The sequence below is a fragment of the Rhodococcus sp. IEGM 27 genome (assembly GCF_033142305.1).
Classification (GTDB): Bacteria; Actinomycetota; Actinomycetes; order Mycobacteriales; family Mycobacteriaceae; genus Rhodococcus_F; species Rhodococcus_F oxybenzonivorans.
Genome location: NZ_JAWLSG010000009.1, coordinates 102,550 through 121,901, shown reverse-complemented (window position 1 = coordinate 121,901; position 19,352 = coordinate 102,550). Strand labels below are relative to the sequence as shown.

Here is a 19,352-nt window from a genome sequence, read left to right as displayed (position 1 = left end):
GGAAGGCTTTAGCGGTCCGGCAATTGGCCTTCGAAGCCGGCTGTCGTCCTTTCGGCGCAGCGTTCCGACGGTCACCGGGCGGAGACGACGAAACGATGTCCGCAGCACGGCGGCGGGTCCGGGCCTACATCGAGACCGATGCGCCTAACGCCCACCTAAATTTAATGTTCCTCGAAGTACGCCGACCGGGAACAGCGCTCCTCGATCGCGTGGGGAGAGAGGGTGAGGTTAGTGATGCGGTGATTGATCGAGGTCGAGCCGCCATAAGGGATACGTGTCGACGCTGCTGATGATCGACTCGGCTTCTGCGCGGGACCGGACGACGCCTTCTCCGTCCTTCCCCGCGCCGGCCGCCGCGGGTGGGCGGTCGAGGTTCATATCGCCGGTGTCGCCGACATCGTGGAACCGGGGTCGGTCGCCTACGAGCAGTCGTTCCTGCGGGCGGAGACTGGGTACCTGCGCAGCCGCACCATTCCGTTGTTTGGTGAGACCGCGGAGGAGGATATCACCCTGTCTGACGATTCCCGGTGGACCAGTCTGCGGGTCGCCGGCACCGTCACCACCGACCGTCGGTTGGTCGACGTCACCGTCGGCCGCGGGCAGATTGCGGCGGCCCGGTGTGTGGCTCGATCACGCCGAGGTGATCTGTGTCTCGTCACCAGAGTGGTAATGAAATCGTGGTCATATTCCTGCTTCTTTCAGCCACTGCAGTGTCTGCGGCAGGCCGGCGTTGACGATCTCGTCGTGTGTCACGCCGGGGCATCGCGTGAAATCGACTGTGCCGCCCCACTGTCGCGCGGCGGCAATCGCCTTCTCGCTTCCCTCTATCGGGGTGTCTTGATTGTCAGCAGTGATGTAATTCCCCAGGTTGAGAGGTTTGTCCGTCATGTAATTCCCACCCGGCCGTCACGTAATTCCCCACCCTGGGGCGTATCGGCCGGGGTTCCGGCGCTGCTGCAGGTTCGCTCCTGACTGGGCCACCGATACGGGCCCGGGATGGGGTCTGACGGTGGCAAGGAGAACGTGGACGATGACCGATCTGATGGAGTTGTTCCGGCACTGGCATGCCGGCCGGTCCCAGGTGCAGATCTCGACGGCCCTGGGGATCGACCGCAAGACGACCCGGAAATACCTGGCACCCGCGTTGGCGGCCGGGCTGGTGCCCGGCGAGGGCGGGAAGTTCGACGAGGCGCTCTGGCGGGAACTGATCTCGGGATGGTTTCCGGAGGTCGACGACCCGGCAGCGCGGGCGGTGACGGGGCCGGCGATCGCCGCGCATGACTGGATTAACGGGCAGTTGAAGGCGTCAGTGAGGTCGCGACGATCGCGCATCGCCTGCGTGACGACCACGGTGTCGCGGTGTCCGACTCGACGGTACGTCGTTATGTTGCAGCGCAATTCGCCGAGGATGCGGCGGAGTCGAAGGTGACGGTGCCCCGGGGTGCGGTCCCGCCCGGCGACGAGGCTCAGGTGGATTACGGCAAGCTCGGGATGTCGCGGGATCCTGCCACCGACCGTCGGGTGGCGGTGTGGGCGTTCGCGATGATCCTGACCTGCTCGCGGATGCTGAACGCGGCACCGGTGCTGCGGATGGACCAGTCCTCGTGGTGCGCCTCGCACGTCGCGGCGTTCGAGTTCTTCGGTGGTGTCCCCGCTCGAATGGTGTGGACAACCCCAAAACCGGGGTGGACCGGCCGGACCTGTACGACCCGAAGTCAGGCCGGGCCTATGCAGAGCTCGCCGCGTTCTACGGGCTGCTGATCGACCCGGCTCGCGTCGGCAAACCCAAGGACAAACCGCGGATCGAGCGTCCGATGCCCTATATCCGCGACTCGTTCTTCAAGGGCCGGGAGTTCACCTCACTGGCGCAGATGCAGGACGCCGCCCTGAAAAGCACCGTCTCACAACGCTTCCACCGCGACCATTCGAGCCGGTCCTCTATCGGGTCGGGAAGGTCGCCCCGGACTGTCATGTCAAGACCGGCAAGGCCCTGTATTCGGTGCCCTGACGGCTGATCGGTCAGCAGGTGCTGGTCCGCACCAGCGGCGATATGGTGCAGATTTTCCACACCGAGCAGGTGGTCGCCACCCACGTGCTGCACCTGTCGGGGCGGGCGACGAACCCCGAGCACTACCCGCCGCACAAGATCGCCTACACGCCGGGAGACGGTGTCCTGGTGCCGGGCGCAGGCCGAGCAGATCGGCCGGCCGCGGTCGCCGTGGTCAGCGAGTTGTCGCAGGTCAACGCGCTGCACCGGCTGCGGGCGATCCAGGACATCGTCCGGCTGCGGGATCGCTACGAGGATCAGCGGCTGAATGCGGCGTGCGCCCGTGCCCTCGAGGTCGGTGACCCCAGCTACCGCACCGTCAAGGGCATCCTCGCCGCCGGCACCGAACATGACGGACGGCCCACCCCGGCCGCCGCGCCGGCGCCGGCGTTCCTGCGCGGACCCGCCGCCTTCGACGCCGAACGCACCGCCTGACCGCGACTCCACCCGACTGTCCTGCAATCACGTTGAACCGAGATGTAGACCCCGCATAAGAATCCGCGGTCGAGTGTGACAGCGCTGACCAAAGTGCATCCAGCAATGTTGACACCCAAGAGCACGATTTGTGCTGGTCAAGGCCGGCGTCGGCCGAGCACAACTCGCATTCGTCCTGCGTCAACGATGTCCGAACGGGTGCGATGACCACGAGAACACCGTCCTGCCTCTGGTAGGACGGATCCGACGATTCCGGGTCCTCCGATCGAGCCGTTCCTGCTGACAGCCTAGGAGATGAAGCCCTTCGGCTGATCCATGAGGGCAACGGCTGTACGGACAGATCCATGGATCTGTACGACGTCGAGATCAGGCGAGTAATCTGCTCGACGAATGCCATCGAGAGCCTCAATGCACGGTATCGGCGGGCGATCCGGGCACGCGGGCACTTCCCGACGGACCAATCGGCACTTAAGTGTCTATATCTCGCGACTCGGGCACTGGACCCGACAGGGAAGGGCAGAGCACGATGGGCAGTGAGATGGAAGCCGGCACTGAACGCATTCGCGATCACGTTCGAAGGCCGGCTCACCCCGAGTGAGAACTAAACCGATGTGCCAGATCCAGATCCACCGAATAACTGATAGTCCCTCTCTCGCCGCACCACATGGATGTGAGCTCCCCGTACCGGACAGTGGTGCACGCCATTGTCTAGAAGTAGATGCAGGACAACGCGACAGCACTCAGACGAATGCCCCTGCTCGGCTCCTTGACGCGGTTGGCAGGGGACGGCGAAGAGGGACGAATTGTGATCGGGTTCGGACGATCACAATGCGAAGGTCGGAGAGGCGCTCGGATAGGTGGCGGACTGCACCCGCGACGGCTCGGCGTACCCAGGCCGTGCAGCACGAATGGACTAGTCGGCTGGCACAAGACCGCGAGCGTCCTGCTGCGCTGCTGCGATCTTGTGTTGAAGCATCAGGACGAGGTGCTCGACTTGATTCAGCTGGAGAACGGCACTGCGTGTCGGCACGCATTCGAAGTTTGTGTGGCCACCGGTGGCCCGGCATGCGGCCAACATGGCGTGAGAGCCGACCACCGCGATCTGCGACCGCCACCCTTGCCACGCTGCGATGACGCCAGTGAGCGTCAGATGGTGAGGGAATACCAAACTTCCCTATTGCAGCGTCACAGAGATGCCGGTTACGCCTATCACGGTGGAGAGACGCCAGTCACAGTTGCCTGATGACTCCAGGCATAGTGACAGCCCCACCAGATCAGCGGAAGGAAGCGCGAAAAGCCTCGATTGCGGCGGCGCTCGCGTCCTCGCTTGAGTGGTATGACTTCTTCATCTACGGCACCGCGGCCGCCCTTGTGTTCAACAAGACGTTCTTCTACACCGGTGATCCGGTGTTGTCGGCGGTCAACTCGTTCGCAAGCGTGGCAGTTGCGTTCGTCGCCCGGCCGTTCGGTGGCATTGTGGCTGGACACTTCGGTGACAAGTTGGGCCGCAAGCCGGTGCTGGTGGCCGCGATCGTGCTGATGGCGTGCGCCACCTTCCTGATCGGCTTCACTCCCGACACCGAAATCATTTGGCTTGCAGCGGTATTCCTGGTCGTCATGAGAATTGCGCAGGGTCTGGCACTGGGCGCGCAGTGGGGTGGGGCGATGCTGCTTGCCACCGAGTACGCCCCGCCGAACAGGCGCGGGTTCTATGGGAGCTTCGCGCAGATCGGGGTGCCTGTCGGTGTCCTCACCGGAAACCTCGTCTTCCTCCTCCTCAACACCGCATTCGGCGAGAGCGCATTCCTCGAATGGGCCTGGCGGATTCCGTTTTGGCTGAGCATCCTGATGCTCGGCGTCGGGCTCTACATCCATCGCTACCTGGAAGAGACGCCCGCCTTCCGCGACGCGGAGAAGGCGCTGGAGAACGCGCCGAAGCAGAAGTCACCTGTCCTGCAGGTAATCCGGCAGAACGGTGGAACCATCCTGCAGGCAGCCGGAACATTCGTCGTCGTCAATGCAATCTTTTACGCGACCATCATCGCCTCACTCCAGTACGCCGACGTCGTCCTGGGCATCAAGACTTCCCAAGTGCTGATGCCGATCCTCGTCGGGGCCGGCATCCAGGTACTCTTGATGCCATTGGCGGCCCTGGCGTCCGACATCTTCGGCCGGACTCGTGTCTACGCGATCGGTCTGATTGCCATCGGATTATGGGCCTTCCCGATGTGGTGGATCTTCAGCCGGGCAACACCCGACAACACACTGCCGATCTGGGTCAGCATCATTGTTGCGTCCGCATTCATCAGCATCAGTTACGGCCCGCAGGCTGCCCTCTTCGGCGAGATCTTCCCTTCTGAACTGCGCTACTCCGGAGCGTCCCTGGGCTACCAGATTGCCAGCGTGATCGGTGGTCTCACTCCGATTGTCATGGTCACCCTCATCAACGGTGACAAGACCAACGCGTGGCGGTTCTCAACGTACATCGTCGTCCTCGCGCTTGTTGCCCTGGTCAGCGTCGGCTTGATCCACCGCAAGAATGAACAGTCCAAGACCGGACTCGAGTCGTAGCGCGAGGGTCAGCAGTCAGGCAGGGTCATTGTGTGCTCGCTTTTCCGCGCATCATGTCGAGAGCAAACTGGGCGTACTCGGCGGCAATCTGCTCGGGTGAGGTGGTGCCGCCGGGACGAAACCACTGCGGCAGCGATGTGCACATGGTGGAGACCGCCCTGGCGGCGTCGTGCGGATGCGAGGTGGTGAAGTCGCCCTCACGCAACGCCTTTTCGACCTCGTCGTCAAGCATGTATTGGACCTGGTTGCGTTGCCTCGCGATACGCGCATCATTCGGCGCCGCAAGGCTACGCATCTCACTGGCACCGATGAACGCCAGGTTCCGGCGGTGGGTATGGAACAACGCGAGGGCCTCGACCATGTTGGCGAAACGCTCGGCCGGTGTCCGCCCCTCCGCGCGCGCGGCAGGTACACGCCAGTGCAGTTCGGCCATGGCGAGATCGAGGATGGCGACGATGAGGTGCTGCTTACTCGGATAGTGGTGATACACGCCGGGGACACTCATCCGTGCGTTGCTCGCGACTAAACGCATCGTCGCGCCGTGGTAACCGGTCCCCACGAATGTCTCGATGGCGGCCTCGAGAACAGGGTCCAAGTTCAAGGGCTCGAATTCTCGCCATTGCGCTGACGAGCCGGTGGCGTCCGGCCCGGGTACCAACCCCGGGAGCGCATCCGATTCGGGGATCGTGTCGGTGAGGATGTCGACGGCCGAGACATCCAATGCATCGGCGATGCGGTGCAGTCGGTGGACCGTCAGTGCCGTTTTTCCCGTCTCGATAGCGCTCATCGTCCCCGGGCTGACGTCTATCCGCCGCGCCAACTCGCGCAGCGAGATGCCGGAGCGTTTCCGGGCGTTCCGAACGCGCATCCCACCATCCGCACCGACGTCCCGCAAAACCGTCCGATGTTCAGTCATGCTGAACATGCTACCAAGGTTTGCCGATCGGTTTCAAAAACTCTTTGCATCATCCAGGATGTTTAGAGACCATAGTCACGTCCTGAACCCTACCGACCGAACGCACGGTAGGGTTCAGTACAGATTCTGTACGGAAGGGCACGCCATGACCAACGCGTCAAACCTCGGCGACCTCCTCGAGGACTCCCCATCGAACTGGGGAAAGTGGGGTCCTTACGACGAGGTGGGAGCACTGAACTACCTGACTGCCGCCGATGTGCTGCGCGGTGTGGCACACATCAGTGCCTGGCAGGCCTTCACCCTGCAGCGCCTGATTGGCGACCCGAACGGGGATCCCGTGTGGCCCGGCCGGAACCCGGCCGAGCGCGAACAGATCGTCGACGAGTCCGCCTGGGACGAGGGCGGCGACCTTGAAACTTCACCGGGCGAGCGGCTCGCCGGTCAATCCCCTCGTGATCACATGAGCACCTACACCGATCGGCCCTGGCTCGGCCTCTATCCCGAGGGCCTGATCAACGCCTCCGGCTACAAGGTTTGGCCCCGGGAGGTCGAAGACGTCCTGTGCGGCCACCCCGCCGTGCGCGAAGCAGCGGTGGTCGGGATGCCCGACCCCTATTGGGGCGAACCCGTGCAGGCGATCGTCTCGCTCGAGCCCGGACAGTCCGCCACGGCACCGGAGTTGATCGAGTACACCAAGACCCGGATGGCCGCGTACAAATACCCGCGGACCATTCAATTCCTCGACGAAATCCCCAAGACCGCGTCCGGCAAGCTCCTGCGACGCGAACTACGCGATCGGACGACCACATGACCGACATCGACACACTGCTCCGCTCCGCTAGGCTCGGCCCGAGGCTCGCCGCGGCCACCGGCGACGAGAGGTGGACCGCATTCGATGCGTCGCTGATCGCCGGCGGGAAATCCAATCTGACCTTCGAATTACGCTCCGCTGCCGGTGAACTCATCCTGCGGCGGCCGCCAGCAGGTGACCTGCTCCCGAGTGCGCACGACATGGGCCGCGAGGCCCGCGTCCAGCGGGCGCTGGCCGGGACCGACGTCCCGGTGCCGGAGATCGTGGTGTTCGAGGAGTCGTCCGACCTTCTCGGCGTCCCGTTCTACGTCATGGACAAGGTGCCCGGTCACGTGATTCGCGACGCGCTGCCGGCGGGCTACGCCGCATCTACCGGGGCCCGACATCAGATCGCGGACGCCCTGATCGGCGTGCTTGCCGAGCTCCATCGGGTCGATCCACAAGCAGTGGGACTCTCAGAATTCGGTAGACCGCAGGGATTTCTCGAACGGCAGCTGCGGCGGTGGACGGGGCAGTCCGAGGCGAGCCGAACCGGCGAAGTGCCCGCGCTCGATTCCCTCGGCGCGGCGCTGAAGGCGCAGTTGCCGACGAGCCCGGCGCCGACCATCGTGCACGGCGACTTCCGGCTCGACAACTGTTTGATGCATCCGACCGACCCGTCTCGGGTGGCCGCGGTGCTCGACTGGGAGCTGTCCACCCTCGGCGATCCCCTGACCGACCTCGGCCTGCTGCTGTTCTATTGGCCCGAGCAGGGCGAGCCGGAGATTCCGCTGGTCCCCAGCGTCACCTCACAGGAGGGCTTCCCGCCGAGGTCCTATCTGCTGGACAGGTACGCCGAGAGCACCGGTATCGACGTCGGTGCGGTGCCGTACTACGAGGCCTTCGCCCACTTCAAGTTCGCGGTGATCATCCAGGGCGTCGCCGCGCGCTCGGCCGCCGGAACGATGGGCGGGCAGAACTTCGGCAACGTCGACGACGAGGTGATCCGCCTCGCCGAGGCCGGCCTGAAGATACTCGAGGTGAGGTCATGACCCCGATCCTGCAACGCTTCAGCCTCGAGGGCCGTGTCGCAGTCATCACCGGCGCGAGCTCCGGTCTCGGGGCGGGGTTCGCTCGCGCACTGAGCGATGCCGGGGCCTCGGTCGTGCTCGGAGCCCGCCGTGAGGAGCAGTTGACCGAACTCGCCGAACAGATCAACAGTGCCGGTGGGAAGGCCGTCACCGCGCGCACCGATGTCACCGATCCCGGGGACTGCACCGCGCTGGCGACCACGGCCATCGATTCGTTCGGGCGGCTCGATGTGCTGATCAACAATGCCGGCGTCGGCACCGCGGTGCCCGCGCTGCGCGAGCTCCCGGAACAGTTCCGCGGAGTCGTCGACGTCAACCTCATGGGTACGTACTGGATGGCCCAGGCGTGCGCGCGGGTCATGACGCCGGGCTCGAGCATCGTCAACATCGCGAGCGTTCTCGGGCTGATCAAGTCGTACACTCCCCAGGCCGCCTACGCGGCCAGCAAGGCCGGGGTGATCGGGCTGACCCGCGACCTGTCGCAGCAGTGGTCCGGGCGCAAGGGAATCCGAGTCAACGCCATCGCCCCTGGCTACTTCGCCAGCGAACTCACCGACACCATTCCCCGGGGCCCGCTCGACGAGTTCATCACCGAGACCGCGACCCTGAAGCGGCTCGGCGAACAACACGAACTCGACGCCGCCGTCGTCTTCCTCGCCAGTGACGCCTCGTCCTACATCACCGGAATCACCCTGCCCGTCGACGGCGGCATGTCCGGCCACTGACACCCGGCCGTCTTTTCGATCAAGGAGCAACCCTCATGGACTTCAGCATTTCCCCACGCGTGGAAGAACTCACGGCGCAACTGTGGGACTTCATGCGCGAGCGCGTATTTCCGGCCGAGGCGGTCTACGCCGCCTGGCGGGCCGAGAACCCTGACCACGCTCGGCCCCCGATTCTCGACGAGCTCAAGGACGAGGCCCGCCGGCGCGGACTGTGGAACCTGTTCCTGCCGAGCCTGTCCGGGCTCACCAACGTCGAGTACGCCAGCATCGCCGAGATCTCGGGCTGGTCCCCGATCATCGCCCCCGAGGCCATCAACTGCGCCGCGCCGGACACCGGGAACATGGAGACCCTCCACATGTTCGGCACCGACGCGCAGAAGAAACAGTGGCTCGAGCCGCTCCTCGACGGACAGATCCGGTCCGCGTTCGCGATGACCGAGCCCGCGGTCGCGAGTTCCGATGCCCGCAACATTGCCACCTCCATCATCCGGGACGGCGACAACTATGTGATCAACGGGCGAAAATGGTGGATCACCGGAGTCGCCGACGAGGGCTGCACACTCTTCATCGTCATGGGCAAGACCGACCCCGATGCCGCCAGCCACCGCCAGCAGTCCATGGTGCTGGTGCCCCGCGGCACCCCCGGGATCGAGATCGTCCGGCACCTGCCGATCTTCGGGTACCAAGACCAGCACGGCCACTCCGAGATCGTCTTCGACAACGTCCGCGTGCCCGCCGCGAGTATCCTGGCCGGCGAGGGCGATGGATTCGCCATCGCCCAGGCACGCCTCGGTCCGGGCCGCATCCACCACGCCATGCGCGCGATCGGGATGGCCGAACGGGCGCTGGCACTGATGGTCGACCGCGCCCAGAACCGGGTGGCCTTCGGGAGCCCCCTCGCCGAACAGGGCGTCGTGCGCGATCTCATCGCCCAGTCACGCATCGAGATCGACCAGGCCAGACTGCTGGTACTCAAGACCGCATGGCTGATCGACCAATTCGGGGCGAAGGGCGCCAGCACCGAGATCGCGGCAATCAAGGTTGCCGCGCCGGCGGTCGCGACGGCGGTCATCGACCGCGCCATCGAGGTCTTCGGTGGAGCGGGGGTGAGCGACGACTTTCCGCTGGCCTACTTCTACAGTTGGGCGCGGGTCCTGCGGATCGTCGACGGACCCGACGCCGTCCATCGACGCTCGATCGCGCGCGAGGAACTGCGCCGGGAACGCCCGTACGTCGGCTGAGCAGGAAGTGCTACATCGAAGAGGCCGCTCTGGTCCGTGTGCGATTCGAATTCATCACGGTCACCACGGGCTATGATATGTGGTTCAAGCACAAACGCGGTTCCCTCCCGTGGCACCGGGCTCGCGGGCCGCTCGGTGTGCGGACGTTGCTGCGGGAAACCACCTGCAATGGGACTGCGACAGGCCTCACTCCGCACCGCAGGCTTCGATCGCACCTGCAAGGTGGTGGTCGCCTCGGGGCGAGTGACCGATGAGGCCGGCGGCCGGCAATCCATCGTTCGAGTAATCGGGCAGGCCGGCCGGTCGAGCCCGCGGGGTGTGGTGACCATTCGTCGCGGCGAGATCATCGGGATCTTCCCCATCGTCGGTGACGACAGTTCGCCCCTTCTGGGGGAACTGCGCCAAGTTCTCGAAACATTGCGCGCGCACCAAATCGATGAATCTCTCGGCACGAGCACAGTCCATAACAGTCTCGATGCAGTTCCATAGGCCTATCACGAAGCAGTCCCGACGCGTACCGCCCTGTCCGGGCGACCGCCATCCACTCCCTCGAAACATTCACAGCCTTCGACTACCTGATGTCCCAGCCGGGTGAAACCGTCCGCCGACTGATCTCACCCGCGGTCCGCCGGTTCATCGAGGAGGATGTTGCCGCGGATCCCATCTACATCGAGACGCTACTGGCCTACGTCGACGCCGAGCTCAACGCCAAAGCCGCGGCCGAGAAACTCTACGCACACAGCAACACCGCGTACTACCGGCTCGATCGCATCGCCGAAGGGACCGGCAAGGATCTCAGGCGATTCGACGAGGTATTGAATCTTCTCGTAGCCGTGAAAATCCTCGTGCCCCGCGACGTCTCTCAGCCCGACAACGGCACACCACGCCGATAGACGAGTGCGGGGCCGCCGCACCGCCGAAGCGGGTCACACTCTGGTCACGGCAACAGCCGCCGCGGCGGTTCGACGTCAGACCGACACCCGGAGCTGTTGGCGCAGTGCGTCGCATACGATGACGCGGAAAACGCCCTGAACCCGGTCGGAGCTGGTGCAGCGCTGCGCTTAGGTAAGGCACGGGCTCGAGGTCACCCGTGCCGATCGCACCGAACCGATCCTCCGCGTCGGCCGCAGCCACGGCAGGGCCCGTGATCAGCGCGGACGGCAACAGCCCGGCGATCGCCGGGCTCGTGTTCGTGTCGGCTTACGTGTCCAAGACTGAGAGAGGGTGGACACCGCCCCCCGGTGGCCAGCGGATGCCAGAGCGCCGGATCATGCGGGAGCGGGATGTTCTCGGAGAATGACTTCGCTTGCCTTCTCACTGATCATATAGACCGCCGATGCAATGAAAAACCCTGGGATATCGGGGAATACTGACGCATCGACGACTCGCAGTTGTGATACTCCGCGTACCCGGAAGTCCTGGTCGAGCACCGCCTGCGGGTCGGATTCGGTTCCGATCTTTGCGGTGCCGCAGGCATGGTGTCCCCATGCCTGCTCGCGGACGAAGGTGGCCAGGTCGTCACGCTCGACGACGCTCGCACCGGGGATAAGTTCGCGGGTCGCCCCGGTCTGGATGTGCTTGGCGATGTCGCGGGCGATCTCGATTCCGTCGACGACGCCTTGCAGATCGGCCTCGTGGCCAGCGGAGCCTTCCTCGAAGTAACGGAAGCGGATGTCCGGAACGTCTCGCGGGTCGGTCGAGCGCAGCGTGACCGAACCGGCCCGATTATTGGTGTGCGCCTTGAGAACCAGCACCGACAAGCGATTGTGGCGGCTGACGCCATCCTTGGAGTAGCCGGGATAGTAACCATGGAAGTCGATCGGCAACGAGAAGACGATCAAGTCCGAGTCGTCCGTGGCGGCACTGGACTTGGCGATGATGGCGGCCAGGGAACCGTTGGTGGTATAGGGCCCGTCGCGTTGGTCCCGCCATTCGGTGAACAGCGCGTCACTCCCTCCGCCGAGGTCCTCGGGGACGTCGAGCGGTGAACCCTCGAAGATGGGGTAGTCGCGGTCGAGTTCACTGAGCACCGATACCTCGTATCGGTCGTGGAGGTTCTCTCCCACTCCGGGTGCGTCGACGAGTACCTCGATGCCGTGCCGCTCGAGCTCCACCCGCGGACCGATTCCGGACAGTTTCAGCAACTGGGGTGTGTTGTACGCGCCGCCGGCGAGGATGACTTCCTTTTGGGCCCTGGCGATCAGTGCCGACGGATCTGTACGAGCCTGCGGCGGGTGGTGCCCGGAATCATGCGTCTCCGCTTCACCTCTGGGAGACGAGGCCCGGTACAGGCGGTCCCCGACGAGGTATTCGACTCCGACAGCATGTGTTCCCTCGAAAACCACTTTCGTTGCCAACGCGTTGAGGCGGATGGTCAGTTTGTCGGGAACCTGTGCGGCGGCGTCCTGCAGCCGTTCGCGGCTGCCGTTGCGGTGACCGTCGCGGATCGCGGTGGGGATGAACGCCATGCCCTGGTAGTCGTCGGGGGTGTCGGCGGCATTCGGGTCTCGCGGAAGGGAGATCTCTTCGGGGATGCCGTACCGGTCTCTGCTGGTCTGTTCCATGGCGCTGATGATGTCGAGGAACATCGGCTCCCGGCCACCGACGGCCGGGTTGGCCCGGGTGGTACCGAGCCAGCCGTCGCGTCCGTGTCCGGCCTTCTTGTCACGCTGGGCCTCGGTGTCTCCGGGAAGCGGCTTGGCGTCCACGCCACGCCAGGCCTCGAGTCGGCGAAAGTGCTCACGCATGGGGACCGCCCCCCACGACGGGTCGCCGGTCAGCTCGGCCAGGTGATCCCAGTCGCTGGCGTGTGGATAGATCGTGACCATGGCGCTGACCGCCGTGCTGCCACCGAGGGTGCTACCGCGGGGATAGAGAACACCGCCGCGGTCGTCGACATACTTGTCATCCCTGGTCTGCATGTCATCGTTGTCCCAGTGTCGGACGAAGAAGTCCCAGCGCATGTCGGCGTCTTCGCTGGCGTAGCCTTGCATGATCGGGATGGAATAGTAGGGGCACTGGTGGTCGTCCCCGGCCTCCAGCAGAAGGACCGAATGTCCGGCCAACGCCAGGTTGGCCGCGAGCGGTCCTCCCCCGGCGCCCGAGCCCACGATGACGAAGTCATAGACCTCATCGTCTCCGCCTGCGCCTGCTGAGCTGGTCGTCGGTGTAGTCATGTCTGCCTTCCCGAAACGTCCGTCATCGACATCCCACGCGGGCAACAGCCCCCATCTCACCGCTCGAGGCCGTCAGCGGATCAGTTCCTGCCAATTCGGACGGGACCCGACCGGCCGGCCCGGGCACTGGCTGGTCCTCAGGCGGCCGGGCGGAGGCGCGAGCGACCGACCGTTGTCGAAGGCCTCGGTGCGGTCGTCGTAGAAACCAGTCCTCCCCGGGTTCGAAGCTTTGGGCGACTGGATGGCCGGTCCCACGGAAATGCGCAGACGCGTGCTGAGACGGAGAGGCGTCGCAACACCCCACATGCCACATCCCGCGCACCGACGAACACGCACCACACCCTTTCGGCCTCAAGGCACTCCACACAACCGGTGCCGCTCGGACGCGCTTCGATGCTGATCCCGACTTCCTCGGCACCATCGGTCATGTGTTTCAGCGTAGTCCCGACTGCGGTCGAGGATGTCTGGTAGCAGAAATCCACGGCGCGGCCGTGTGTCGCGCCACGAGCAGGTCAGGACTTCGTCGAACTGTCCGAAAAGGATGCGTACGGGCCAATTCTTAGAAGTCGGCGCGGTGCCTGATCTTATGGCGGACTTCGTTTTACGGAGGCACTCCCAGGCGATCAACATTGTAAGCACGGCAGTCAGCAGACCGAGAGCGACATCGAGGCCGGCAGCGCGGCCGCGGCGGGAATCAGGCAAACATGAGCACCTTCATCAGGTAGAGGCCGACCAGCACGATGCCGACCACAATGGGCTCGGCCGGCCAGCCGTTGCGGGCTCCTTGATCTGCCGGGGCGGTCGCGAATTGAGGTTCAACGGTCGATGCTCGTGCTGAGATCTCGATAGCGCCGGACACCGTCGAGTACGGTGCGGGCCTTGTGTTCGATCGCGTGCAACGCGTCTGTGCCGAGGTAGAGCCGGCTCGGTGGCTGCTCCATCTTACTCAAGGCGATCAGTGCTTGTGCGACCAATTGCGGATCGCCGCCTTGTTGATGGTTCAGCTCGTCATACCGGTGCAGCGCTGAGCGCACGGTGCCGTAGTCGGCGATTTCGTCGCCGGCCCGTCGTGATGAGCTCGAATCGAGGAAGTCGGTGCGCACCCCGCCAGGGCAGACCGCTGTGGCGTGCACTCCCAGGGAAGCGGTCTCGGCAGCGAGCGCTTCGGTGAGCATCAGCACCGCGGCCTTCGTGGCGCTGTACAACCCGGTGGCGGGGCCGGTGACATCGGCCGAGATCGAGGCGAGGTTGATGACGTGCCCGCTGCCCTGACGCCGCATGTGCGGCAGGACCTGCTGGGTGAGCTCGAGCAGGCCGAATACGTTGACGTCGAAGTTGTGGCGAATCTCGTCACGGGTGAACTCTTCGACGGCGCCGAGCATCGAGTACCCGGCATTGTTGACCAGCACGTCTATTCGACCGAAGGCGTCGACCGCTGTGGACACCGCACGGGACACGTCGGCGGGGTCGGTCAGCAACATCGACACCGCGAGGAAGCGATCCTCGTGCACCCCGATCTGCTCGTGCAGGCGGTCGGGGTCACGCGAGGTAGCCACGACCCGCGCGCCGGCGTCGAGCGCGGCACGCGCGGTCTCGAGACCCATGCCCTTGGACGCACCGGTGACGAACCACACCGGTTTCGGAGTGGACATCAAACCTCCTTGTGTAGCGGAACCACGCTCCGTTGCCAGAAATCTCGCACCACTGGGGACCCGAAACCGGGTGTCGGGTCCCCACCAGGCGTGGGACGTGTGGAATTTCTGCTGACTGGGTGCTCTACCCCGTGTTCTGGACTGCCTCGATGAGGGCGTCGGCGGCGAGTAGACCGAGGCTGTTCGAGGCGAGCGGGCTGTCGCCGGTGAGCAGCTTGCGGTCTTGGTGGGTCATGCCGGTCATGTCGTCATTGAGGATCGTCAGTCCCTGCTTGCGCAGCAGGTCGGCGACGAGCCACTGCAGGTGACCCGGCAAGTAACCGATGTCGAGATTCGGGCCTTGATCGAGGGCATCGGGAAACACGCACACGGAGTAGCCCTTGAACGGCGACTCCTTCCTGTCCAGTGCAGCGGCGAGCAGTGCGGCCGGGCCGTGGCACAGCGTGATGATGAACTTGTCGTTCGACAGGGCCCAGTCCAGCGTCTGCTGCACTGCCTCGCTCGCCGGCAGGCCAACGACCGCCCCATGACCACCGGGGATGAACACGGCAAGGTAATCGGAGTCGGCCCCGAGCTCGCCTGCGACAACCTCGGTGAGTTTCTTGGGTTGCTTCAGCTTCGGCTTCAGCGCGTCGTAGGTGGCCAACACGGCCTCGTCCTCACCCGGCATCGCCCACAATTCGATCTTGACCGGGTTACCACCGATGGTCGCAACATCGACCTCGAAACCGGCCTCGATGAGATGATGCAGGGGAAGCAGCATCTCGATCGGGTGATTGCCGGTGGAGAAGAATTTGCCGTTTTCCAGCAGGACGTAGCGTTCCTCGGTGGCGATCATCAGGATCTTCCACTTGCCACCGGTGTATTCGCCCTTGTGCTGCACCCCATCGAAGTCGGTCTTCGACGACGTGTACTGACTCAACGAGTACGGGGACGGAAAGAACGCATTATCCTCGGCTTCGTCCGGGGTGGGATCCTTGCTCAGGTTTTCTGTATCTGTCGACATCTCGTGAACCTACTTTCGTTGTTGTATCTCAGAGTCGGCCGTCGCGGGCGGCCGACCGAAACGGTGCTTCTTCGGCAGGCTCCAGCGCGGCCGGTACCGCACCGCACTCAGCTGCAGCGGCCTGGCTCACAGTTGCGATACATACGAATATGACTCCTTCATCAGCACGTCAATAGTGGAACTCCGACCGGACGAAGCCCCGCTAGCAGGCGACGATCCCAACGGTGAATGTCGCTGGGGTCATCGGCTTCTCAGATACCCGGTAGGAATTGCTATCTAGTCGCCCTCCCCTATTCCTACACCAATCTGCGCTCGTGGAGCCTGGCATTGCAAGGGGCTTGTCACCCATTCACATCCATGACTGTGGCCTGACCTCTAACGCCCCGACGACACCGACGACGATGCTGTGACCGGCGACATGACCAGTGGGGCACGTGTTGCCGATCACGCTCATTACCGGAGGCGACGGAAGTATGACCAACCTTGTTCGAGGACTTCTCGACAGCGCCCGGCGGGCACCCTCGTCCCCGGCGGTTCGCGCCGACGACGAACTGCTGAGCTACGGCGAGCTCGAGCTCGCCAGCCGGAGGGTTGCGACGATGTTGCGCGAGCGCGGTGTGAAACCAGGCGATCGAATCGGCGTGATGCTTCCCAACGTCTCCGCGTTCCCGGTTGCGTACTACGGAATTCTCCTCGCCGGCGGCGTCGTGGTGCCGATGAATCCGCTCCTGAAAGAGCGGGAGGTGTCCTACTACCTTGCAGATTCCGGAGCGCGCGTGCTGTTCGCCTGGCATGAAGTTGCCGAGGAAGCGACGGCAGGAGCGGGCACGGCGGACTGCGCGCCCGTCATCGTGGACCCACAGAGCTGGCACGCGCTGCTCACGAATACCGATCCCGCTACCGAGGTCACCGACCGGGCAGACGAAGACACAGCCGTCATCCTGTACACGTCGGGAACGACGGGCAAGCCCAAGGGCGCCGAGTTGACCCACTTCAACCTGCGCCGCAACGCGGAGGTCTTCAGCCGGCAGTGGCTCGAGCTGACGGCCGACGACGTGATGATCGGCTGCCTGCCCCTGTTCCATACCTTCGGTCAGACCGTCTCGATGAACTGCGCGATCTTCACCGGCGCGTCCCTGACGCTGATCCCCCGTTTCACCGCCGCGAAAGCCCTCGACGTGATCGCCCGCGACGGGGTGAGCATCTTCGTGGGCGTTCCGACGATGTACTCGGCAATGCTGGAGGACCAGCGCGCCGAGCGGTACGACACTTCCTCGCTCCGGCTGTGCTGTTCGGGAGGCGCACCCCTCCCGGTCGAACTGCTCGGCGCGTTCGAGGAGAGATTCGGTTGCGTCATCATCGAGGGCTATGGGCTGTCGGAAACCTCGCCGGTGTGCTGCTTCAACCCGCCGGGCGGACAGCGAAAGCCCGGTTCGGTGGGTCTTCCCCTGCAGGGTGTCGACATTCGAGTGGTGTCCGACGACGGCGAGGGCCTGGCGGTCGACGAGATCGGTGAGATCTGCATCCGCGGCGAGAACGTCATGAAAGGCTACCTCGGACGCCCCGACGCTACCGCTGAGGTGTTGATCGACGGGTGGTTTTACACCGGTGACGTCGGCCGAATCGACGAGGACGGCTACCTATTCATCGTCGACCGCAAGAAGGCCCTGATCATCCGCGGCGGATACAACGTCTACCCGAGAGAAATCGAAGAAGTTCTCTACGAACACCCCGATATCGTCGAGGCCGCTGTGATCGGGGTTCCGCACCCCGCCCTCGGCGAGGAGGTCGGCGCCGCCGTTGTCCTTCGGGCCGGCACAACGTCCACAGCGCAAGAGGTCCGGGCGTTCGTCAAGGACCGTGTCGCGGCATACAAGTACCCGCGCGAAGTGTGGGTTGTGGACGAGCTTCCCAAAGGTCCGACAGGTAAGATCCTCCGCCGCGAAGTGACACGGCCCGAAGCGATTCGATAGGTCGATTATGCGTCGAGACAACGACAGGCCCGAAGAATCAGCGGCCGACGCCGCCGTCCCTTTGGACATGCTGCTCACCAGTGCGGCACGAGGTCAATGGCAGCGTTTCGTCCCCGGTCGAGCAGGCTTACGGTTCATCCGGGCGCTCGCCAGGAAGCCCCAGGCGGTTGCCGGACGGTCGGAAGAACTCGCACGAGAATTAGCCGCCATCGCAATCGGCCGATCCCACCTCGCACCGGACACGAAGGACCGCCGATTCGCCGACCCCGCGTGGATGTCCAACTGGGCACTGCGGGCGATCCTGCAGTGTTATCTGGCGGTCGGGCACGCAGTCACCGATGTCGCCGACCAGGCCGAGCTCGACTGGCGCGACGCCGAGAAGATGCGCTTCATCATCGACAACCTCATCAATGCGCTCGCCCCGAGCAACAACCCCGTCCTCAACCCACTGACCTGGAAAGCGATGATCGACACCGGCGGCGCGAGCGCGGCACACGGCGTGCTCAACCTCGTCCGGGATCTCGCGCGGAAACCCCGGGTGCCGACGATGGTCGATGTCAGCGGATTCCGCCTGGGCAACAACATCGCCGCGACGGACGGTGCCGTGGTCCTGCGAACACCGGTCTTCGAGCTGATCCAGTACAAGCCGACCACCGAGGAGATCGGCACAATACCGCTGCTGATCGTTCCGCCCCTGATCAACAAGTTCTACGTCGTCGATCTCGCGCCTGGGCGCAGCCTCATTGAGTATCTGGTTTCGCGCGGCCAGCACGTCTTCGCCGTCTCGTGGCGCAATCCTGGTATGGAGCAGCGCGATTGGGGTCTCGACACCTACGGTCAGGCGGTCATCGACGCGTTGATCGCAATCGAAAACGTCACTAATTCGCGTCGTGTCCACACCCTGAGCCTGTGCTCATCGGGGGCATTGACCTCGATGGTTGCCGCCCATCTGACGGACACCAGGGATGAGGACCGGATCGCGAGCTGCAATCTTGCCGTCAGCGTCCTCGACCAGTCGAACGCCGGCCTGACGTCAGCGCTCGCGGACCACCGCGCCGCGAAGATCGCCACCGCCGCGTCCGCCGCCAAGGGCTATCTCGAGGGCAGCGCGCTTGCGGAAATGTTCGCCTGGATGCGGCCGAACGACCTGATCTGGAGCTACTGGGTCAACAACTACCTCCAGGGCCGCAAGCCCGCCGCGTTCGACGTGCTGTTCTGGAACGCGGACACCACACGTATGGCGGCGGCCCTACACCGGGACTTCGTCGAGCTGTTCTTGGCGAACCAACTCGGCCACCCGGGTTCGGCCACCATGCTGGGAACACCGATCGACCTGACCACCGTCAAGGCCGACTCATACATTGTCGCAGGGATCGCCGACCACATCAGCCGATGGCAGTCCTGCTACCGGAGCGTCGCCTTGCTGGGCGGAGACACCCGCTTCGTGCTGTCTACCAGCGGACACGTCGCCTGCATCGTCAACCCTCCGACCAACCCCAAGGCGACGTTCCGAACCAACGAGGCCCGACCCGAGGATCCCCAGGAGTGGATAGCGAGCGCGCACGCCACGAAGGGGTCGTGGTGGCCCGACTTCGCGGACTGGCTCGCCGAACGAAACGGCGGCACCGTCCGCGCGCCGAGCACTCTCGGATCGTCCGCGCACACCCCCACCGACAAGGGCCCCGGCACCTACGTGTTCGAGAAATGACTGCGCACCAGAAACGGCGGG

The 19,352-nt window shown here is 64.5% G+C and carries 14 protein-coding genes and 5 pseudogenes; 13 read left to right on the top strand and 6 right to left on the bottom strand.

What is annotated here, in order from left to right; genetic code table 11:
* Window positions 1-289: 289 nt before the first annotated feature.
* Window positions 290-643: pseudogene (locus R4P95_RS26295) on the top strand (RNB domain-containing ribonuclease); the annotation flags it as partial.
* A gap of 38 nt (window positions 644-681) precedes the next feature.
* On the opposite strand, the gene R4P95_RS26290 reads toward R4P95_RS26295, so the two are convergent.
* Window positions 682-888, bottom strand: coding sequence for a hypothetical protein (locus R4P95_RS26290; protein WP_317745730.1), 207 nt, complete (start codon window positions 886-888; stop codon window positions 682-684).
* Window positions 889-1,030: 142 nt separating this feature from the next.
* Between R4P95_RS26290 and istA the strand changes: the two are divergent.
* The 3 genes and pseudogenes from istA to R4P95_RS26275 all read left to right on the top strand — a co-directional run bounded on the left by istA (window position 1,031) and on the right by R4P95_RS26275 (window position 5,053).
* Window positions 1,031-2,482: pseudogene (istA, locus tag R4P95_RS26285) on the top strand (IS21 family transposase).
* 353 nt (window positions 2,483-2,835) lie between these two features.
* Window positions 2,836-3,087 (top strand): annotated as a pseudogene (locus R4P95_RS26280) (transposase); the annotation flags it as partial.
* A gap of 637 nt (window positions 3,088-3,724) precedes the next feature.
* Window positions 3,725-5,053: an MFS transporter gene (locus R4P95_RS26275; protein WP_317745614.1), complete on the top strand. Its 1,329-nt coding sequence runs from the start codon at window positions 3,725-3,727 to the stop codon at window positions 5,051-5,053.
* A gap of 25 nt (window positions 5,054-5,078) precedes the next feature.
* Here R4P95_RS26275 and R4P95_RS26270 read toward each other — a convergent pair whose 3' ends face one another.
* Window positions 5,079-5,969 carry a TetR family transcriptional regulator gene (locus tag R4P95_RS26270; RefSeq protein ID WP_317745615.1) on the bottom strand — a complete coding sequence of 297 codons (891 nt, stop codon included), beginning with the start codon at window positions 5,967-5,969 and terminating at the stop codon, window positions 5,079-5,081.
* Between the two features lie 145 nt (window positions 5,970-6,114).
* Here R4P95_RS26270 and R4P95_RS26265 point away from each other — a divergent pair.
* The 7 genes and pseudogenes from R4P95_RS26265 to R4P95_RS26235 form a co-directional block, all read left to right on the top strand.
* A pseudogene (locus R4P95_RS26265) lies at window positions 6,115-6,396 on the top strand (cyclase family protein); the annotation flags it as partial.
* An 84-nt stretch (window positions 6,397-6,480) separates the two neighbouring features.
* A pseudogene (locus R4P95_RS26260) lies at window positions 6,481-6,780 on the top strand (AMP-binding enzyme); the annotation flags it as partial.
* On the top strand, window positions 6,777-7,811 hold the full coding sequence (locus R4P95_RS26255; RefSeq protein WP_317745616.1) for a phosphotransferase family protein: 1,035 nt from the start codon (window positions 6,777-6,779) through the stop codon (window positions 7,809-7,811). The pseudogene R4P95_RS26260 and the gene R4P95_RS26255, both read left to right, overlap by 4 nt.
* Window positions 7,808-8,575: an SDR family NAD(P)-dependent oxidoreductase gene (locus tag R4P95_RS26250; protein WP_317745617.1), complete on the top strand. Its 768-nt coding sequence runs from the start codon at window positions 7,808-7,810 to the stop codon at window positions 8,573-8,575. Before R4P95_RS26255 ends, R4P95_RS26250 begins: the two co-directional genes overlap by 4 nt.
* A gap of 35 nt (window positions 8,576-8,610) precedes the next feature.
* A complete protein-coding gene (locus tag R4P95_RS26245) occupies window positions 8,611-9,816 on the top strand; it encodes an acyl-CoA dehydrogenase family protein (protein WP_317745619.1) in 1,206 nt (401 codons plus the stop codon).
* Between the two features lie 168 nt (window positions 9,817-9,984).
* Window positions 9,985-10,305, top strand: coding sequence for a hypothetical protein (locus R4P95_RS26240; protein ID WP_317745621.1), 321 nt, complete (start codon window positions 9,985-9,987; stop codon window positions 10,303-10,305).
* An 89-nt stretch (window positions 10,306-10,394) separates the two neighbouring features.
* A complete protein-coding gene (locus R4P95_RS26235) occupies window positions 10,395-10,709 on the top strand; it encodes a helix-turn-helix domain-containing protein (RefSeq protein ID WP_317745622.1) in 315 nt (104 codons plus the stop codon).
* Between the two features lie 375 nt (window positions 10,710-11,084).
* Here the strand turns inward: R4P95_RS26235 and R4P95_RS26230 are convergent, their stop codons facing one another.
* The 4 genes from R4P95_RS26230 to hchA all read right to left on the bottom strand — a co-directional run bounded on the left by R4P95_RS26230 (window position 11,085) and on the right by hchA (window position 15,650).
* A complete protein-coding gene (locus R4P95_RS26230) occupies window positions 11,085-12,992 on the bottom strand; it encodes a GMC family oxidoreductase (protein ID WP_317745623.1) in 1,908 nt (635 codons plus the stop codon).
* Window positions 12,993-13,014: 22 nt separating this feature from the next.
* Entirely contained in the window at window positions 13,015-13,305 is a 291-nt protein-coding gene (locus R4P95_RS33670; RefSeq protein WP_397517697.1) for a UBP-type zinc finger domain-containing protein, read from the bottom strand.
* A 502-nt stretch (window positions 13,306-13,807) separates the two neighbouring features.
* On the bottom strand, window positions 13,808-14,644 hold the full coding sequence (locus R4P95_RS26220) for an SDR family NAD(P)-dependent oxidoreductase (RefSeq protein WP_317745625.1): 837 nt from the start codon (window positions 14,642-14,644) through the stop codon (window positions 13,808-13,810).
* 124 nt (window positions 14,645-14,768) lie between these two features.
* Window positions 14,769-15,650, bottom strand: a complete 882-nt coding sequence (gene hchA / locus R4P95_RS26215; RefSeq protein ID WP_317745626.1) for a glyoxalase III HchA — start codon at window positions 15,648-15,650, stop codon at window positions 14,769-14,771.
* 473 nt (window positions 15,651-16,123) lie between these two features.
* Between hchA and R4P95_RS26210 the strand changes: the two genes are divergently transcribed.
* The gene (locus tag R4P95_RS26210) at window positions 16,124-17,623 is read left to right on the top strand and encodes a long-chain fatty acid--CoA ligase (RefSeq protein ID WP_317745627.1); all 1,500 of its coding nucleotides are present in this window, start codon (window positions 16,124-16,126) and stop codon (window positions 17,621-17,623) included.
* Window positions 17,624-17,630: 7 nt separating this feature from the next.
* Window positions 17,631-19,331 (top strand): PHA/PHB synthase family protein, encoded by a 1,701-nt coding sequence (locus R4P95_RS26205; RefSeq protein ID WP_317745629.1) that lies wholly within the window; start codon window positions 17,631-17,633, stop codon window positions 19,329-19,331.
* Window positions 19,332-19,352: the final 21 nt, after the last annotated feature.

Excerpts from the sequence above, each read along its gene's own strand:
- R4P95_RS26230 (WP_317745623.1), bottom strand. The coding sequence starts at position 12,992 with ATGACTACACCGACGACCAGCTCAGCAGGCGCAGGCGGAGACGATGAG.
- R4P95_RS26205 (WP_317745629.1), top strand. The coding sequence starts at position 17,631 with ATGCGTCGAGACAACGACAGGCCCGAAGAATCAGCGGCCGACGCCGCC.
- R4P95_RS26235 (WP_317745622.1), top strand. The coding sequence starts at position 10,395 with ATGTCCCAGCCGGGTGAAACCGTCCGCCGACTGATCTCACCCGCGGTC.
- R4P95_RS26270 (WP_317745615.1), bottom strand. The coding sequence starts at position 5,969 with ATGACTGAACATCGGACGGTTTTGCGGGACGTCGGTGCGGATGGTGGG.
- R4P95_RS26220 (WP_317745625.1), bottom strand. The coding sequence starts at position 14,644 with ATGTCCACTCCGAAACCGGTGTGGTTCGTCACCGGTGCGTCCAAGGGC.
- R4P95_RS26210 (WP_317745627.1), top strand. The coding sequence starts at position 16,124 with ATGACCAACCTTGTTCGAGGACTTCTCGACAGCGCCCGGCGGGCACCC.
- R4P95_RS26255 (WP_317745616.1), top strand. The coding sequence starts at position 6,777 with ATGACCGACATCGACACACTGCTCCGCTCCGCTAGGCTCGGCCCGAGG.
- R4P95_RS33670 (WP_397517697.1), bottom strand. The coding sequence starts at position 13,305 with ATGTGGCATGTGGGGTGTTGCGACGCCTCTCCGTCTCAGCACGCGTCT.
- hchA (WP_317745626.1), bottom strand. The coding sequence starts at position 15,650 with ATGTCGACAGATACAGAAAACCTGAGCAAGGATCCCACCCCGGACGAA.
- R4P95_RS26245 (WP_317745619.1), top strand. The coding sequence starts at position 8,611 with ATGGACTTCAGCATTTCCCCACGCGTGGAAGAACTCACGGCGCAACTG.
- R4P95_RS26290 (WP_317745730.1), bottom strand. The coding sequence starts at position 888 with ATGACGGACAAACCTCTCAACCTGGGGAATTACATCACTGCTGACAAT.
- R4P95_RS26275 (WP_317745614.1), top strand. The coding sequence starts at position 3,725 with ATGACTCCAGGCATAGTGACAGCCCCACCAGATCAGCGGAAGGAAGCG.
- R4P95_RS26240 (WP_317745621.1), top strand. The coding sequence starts at position 9,985 with ATGGGACTGCGACAGGCCTCACTCCGCACCGCAGGCTTCGATCGCACC.
- R4P95_RS26250 (WP_317745617.1), top strand. The coding sequence starts at position 7,808 with ATGACCCCGATCCTGCAACGCTTCAGCCTCGAGGGCCGTGTCGCAGTC.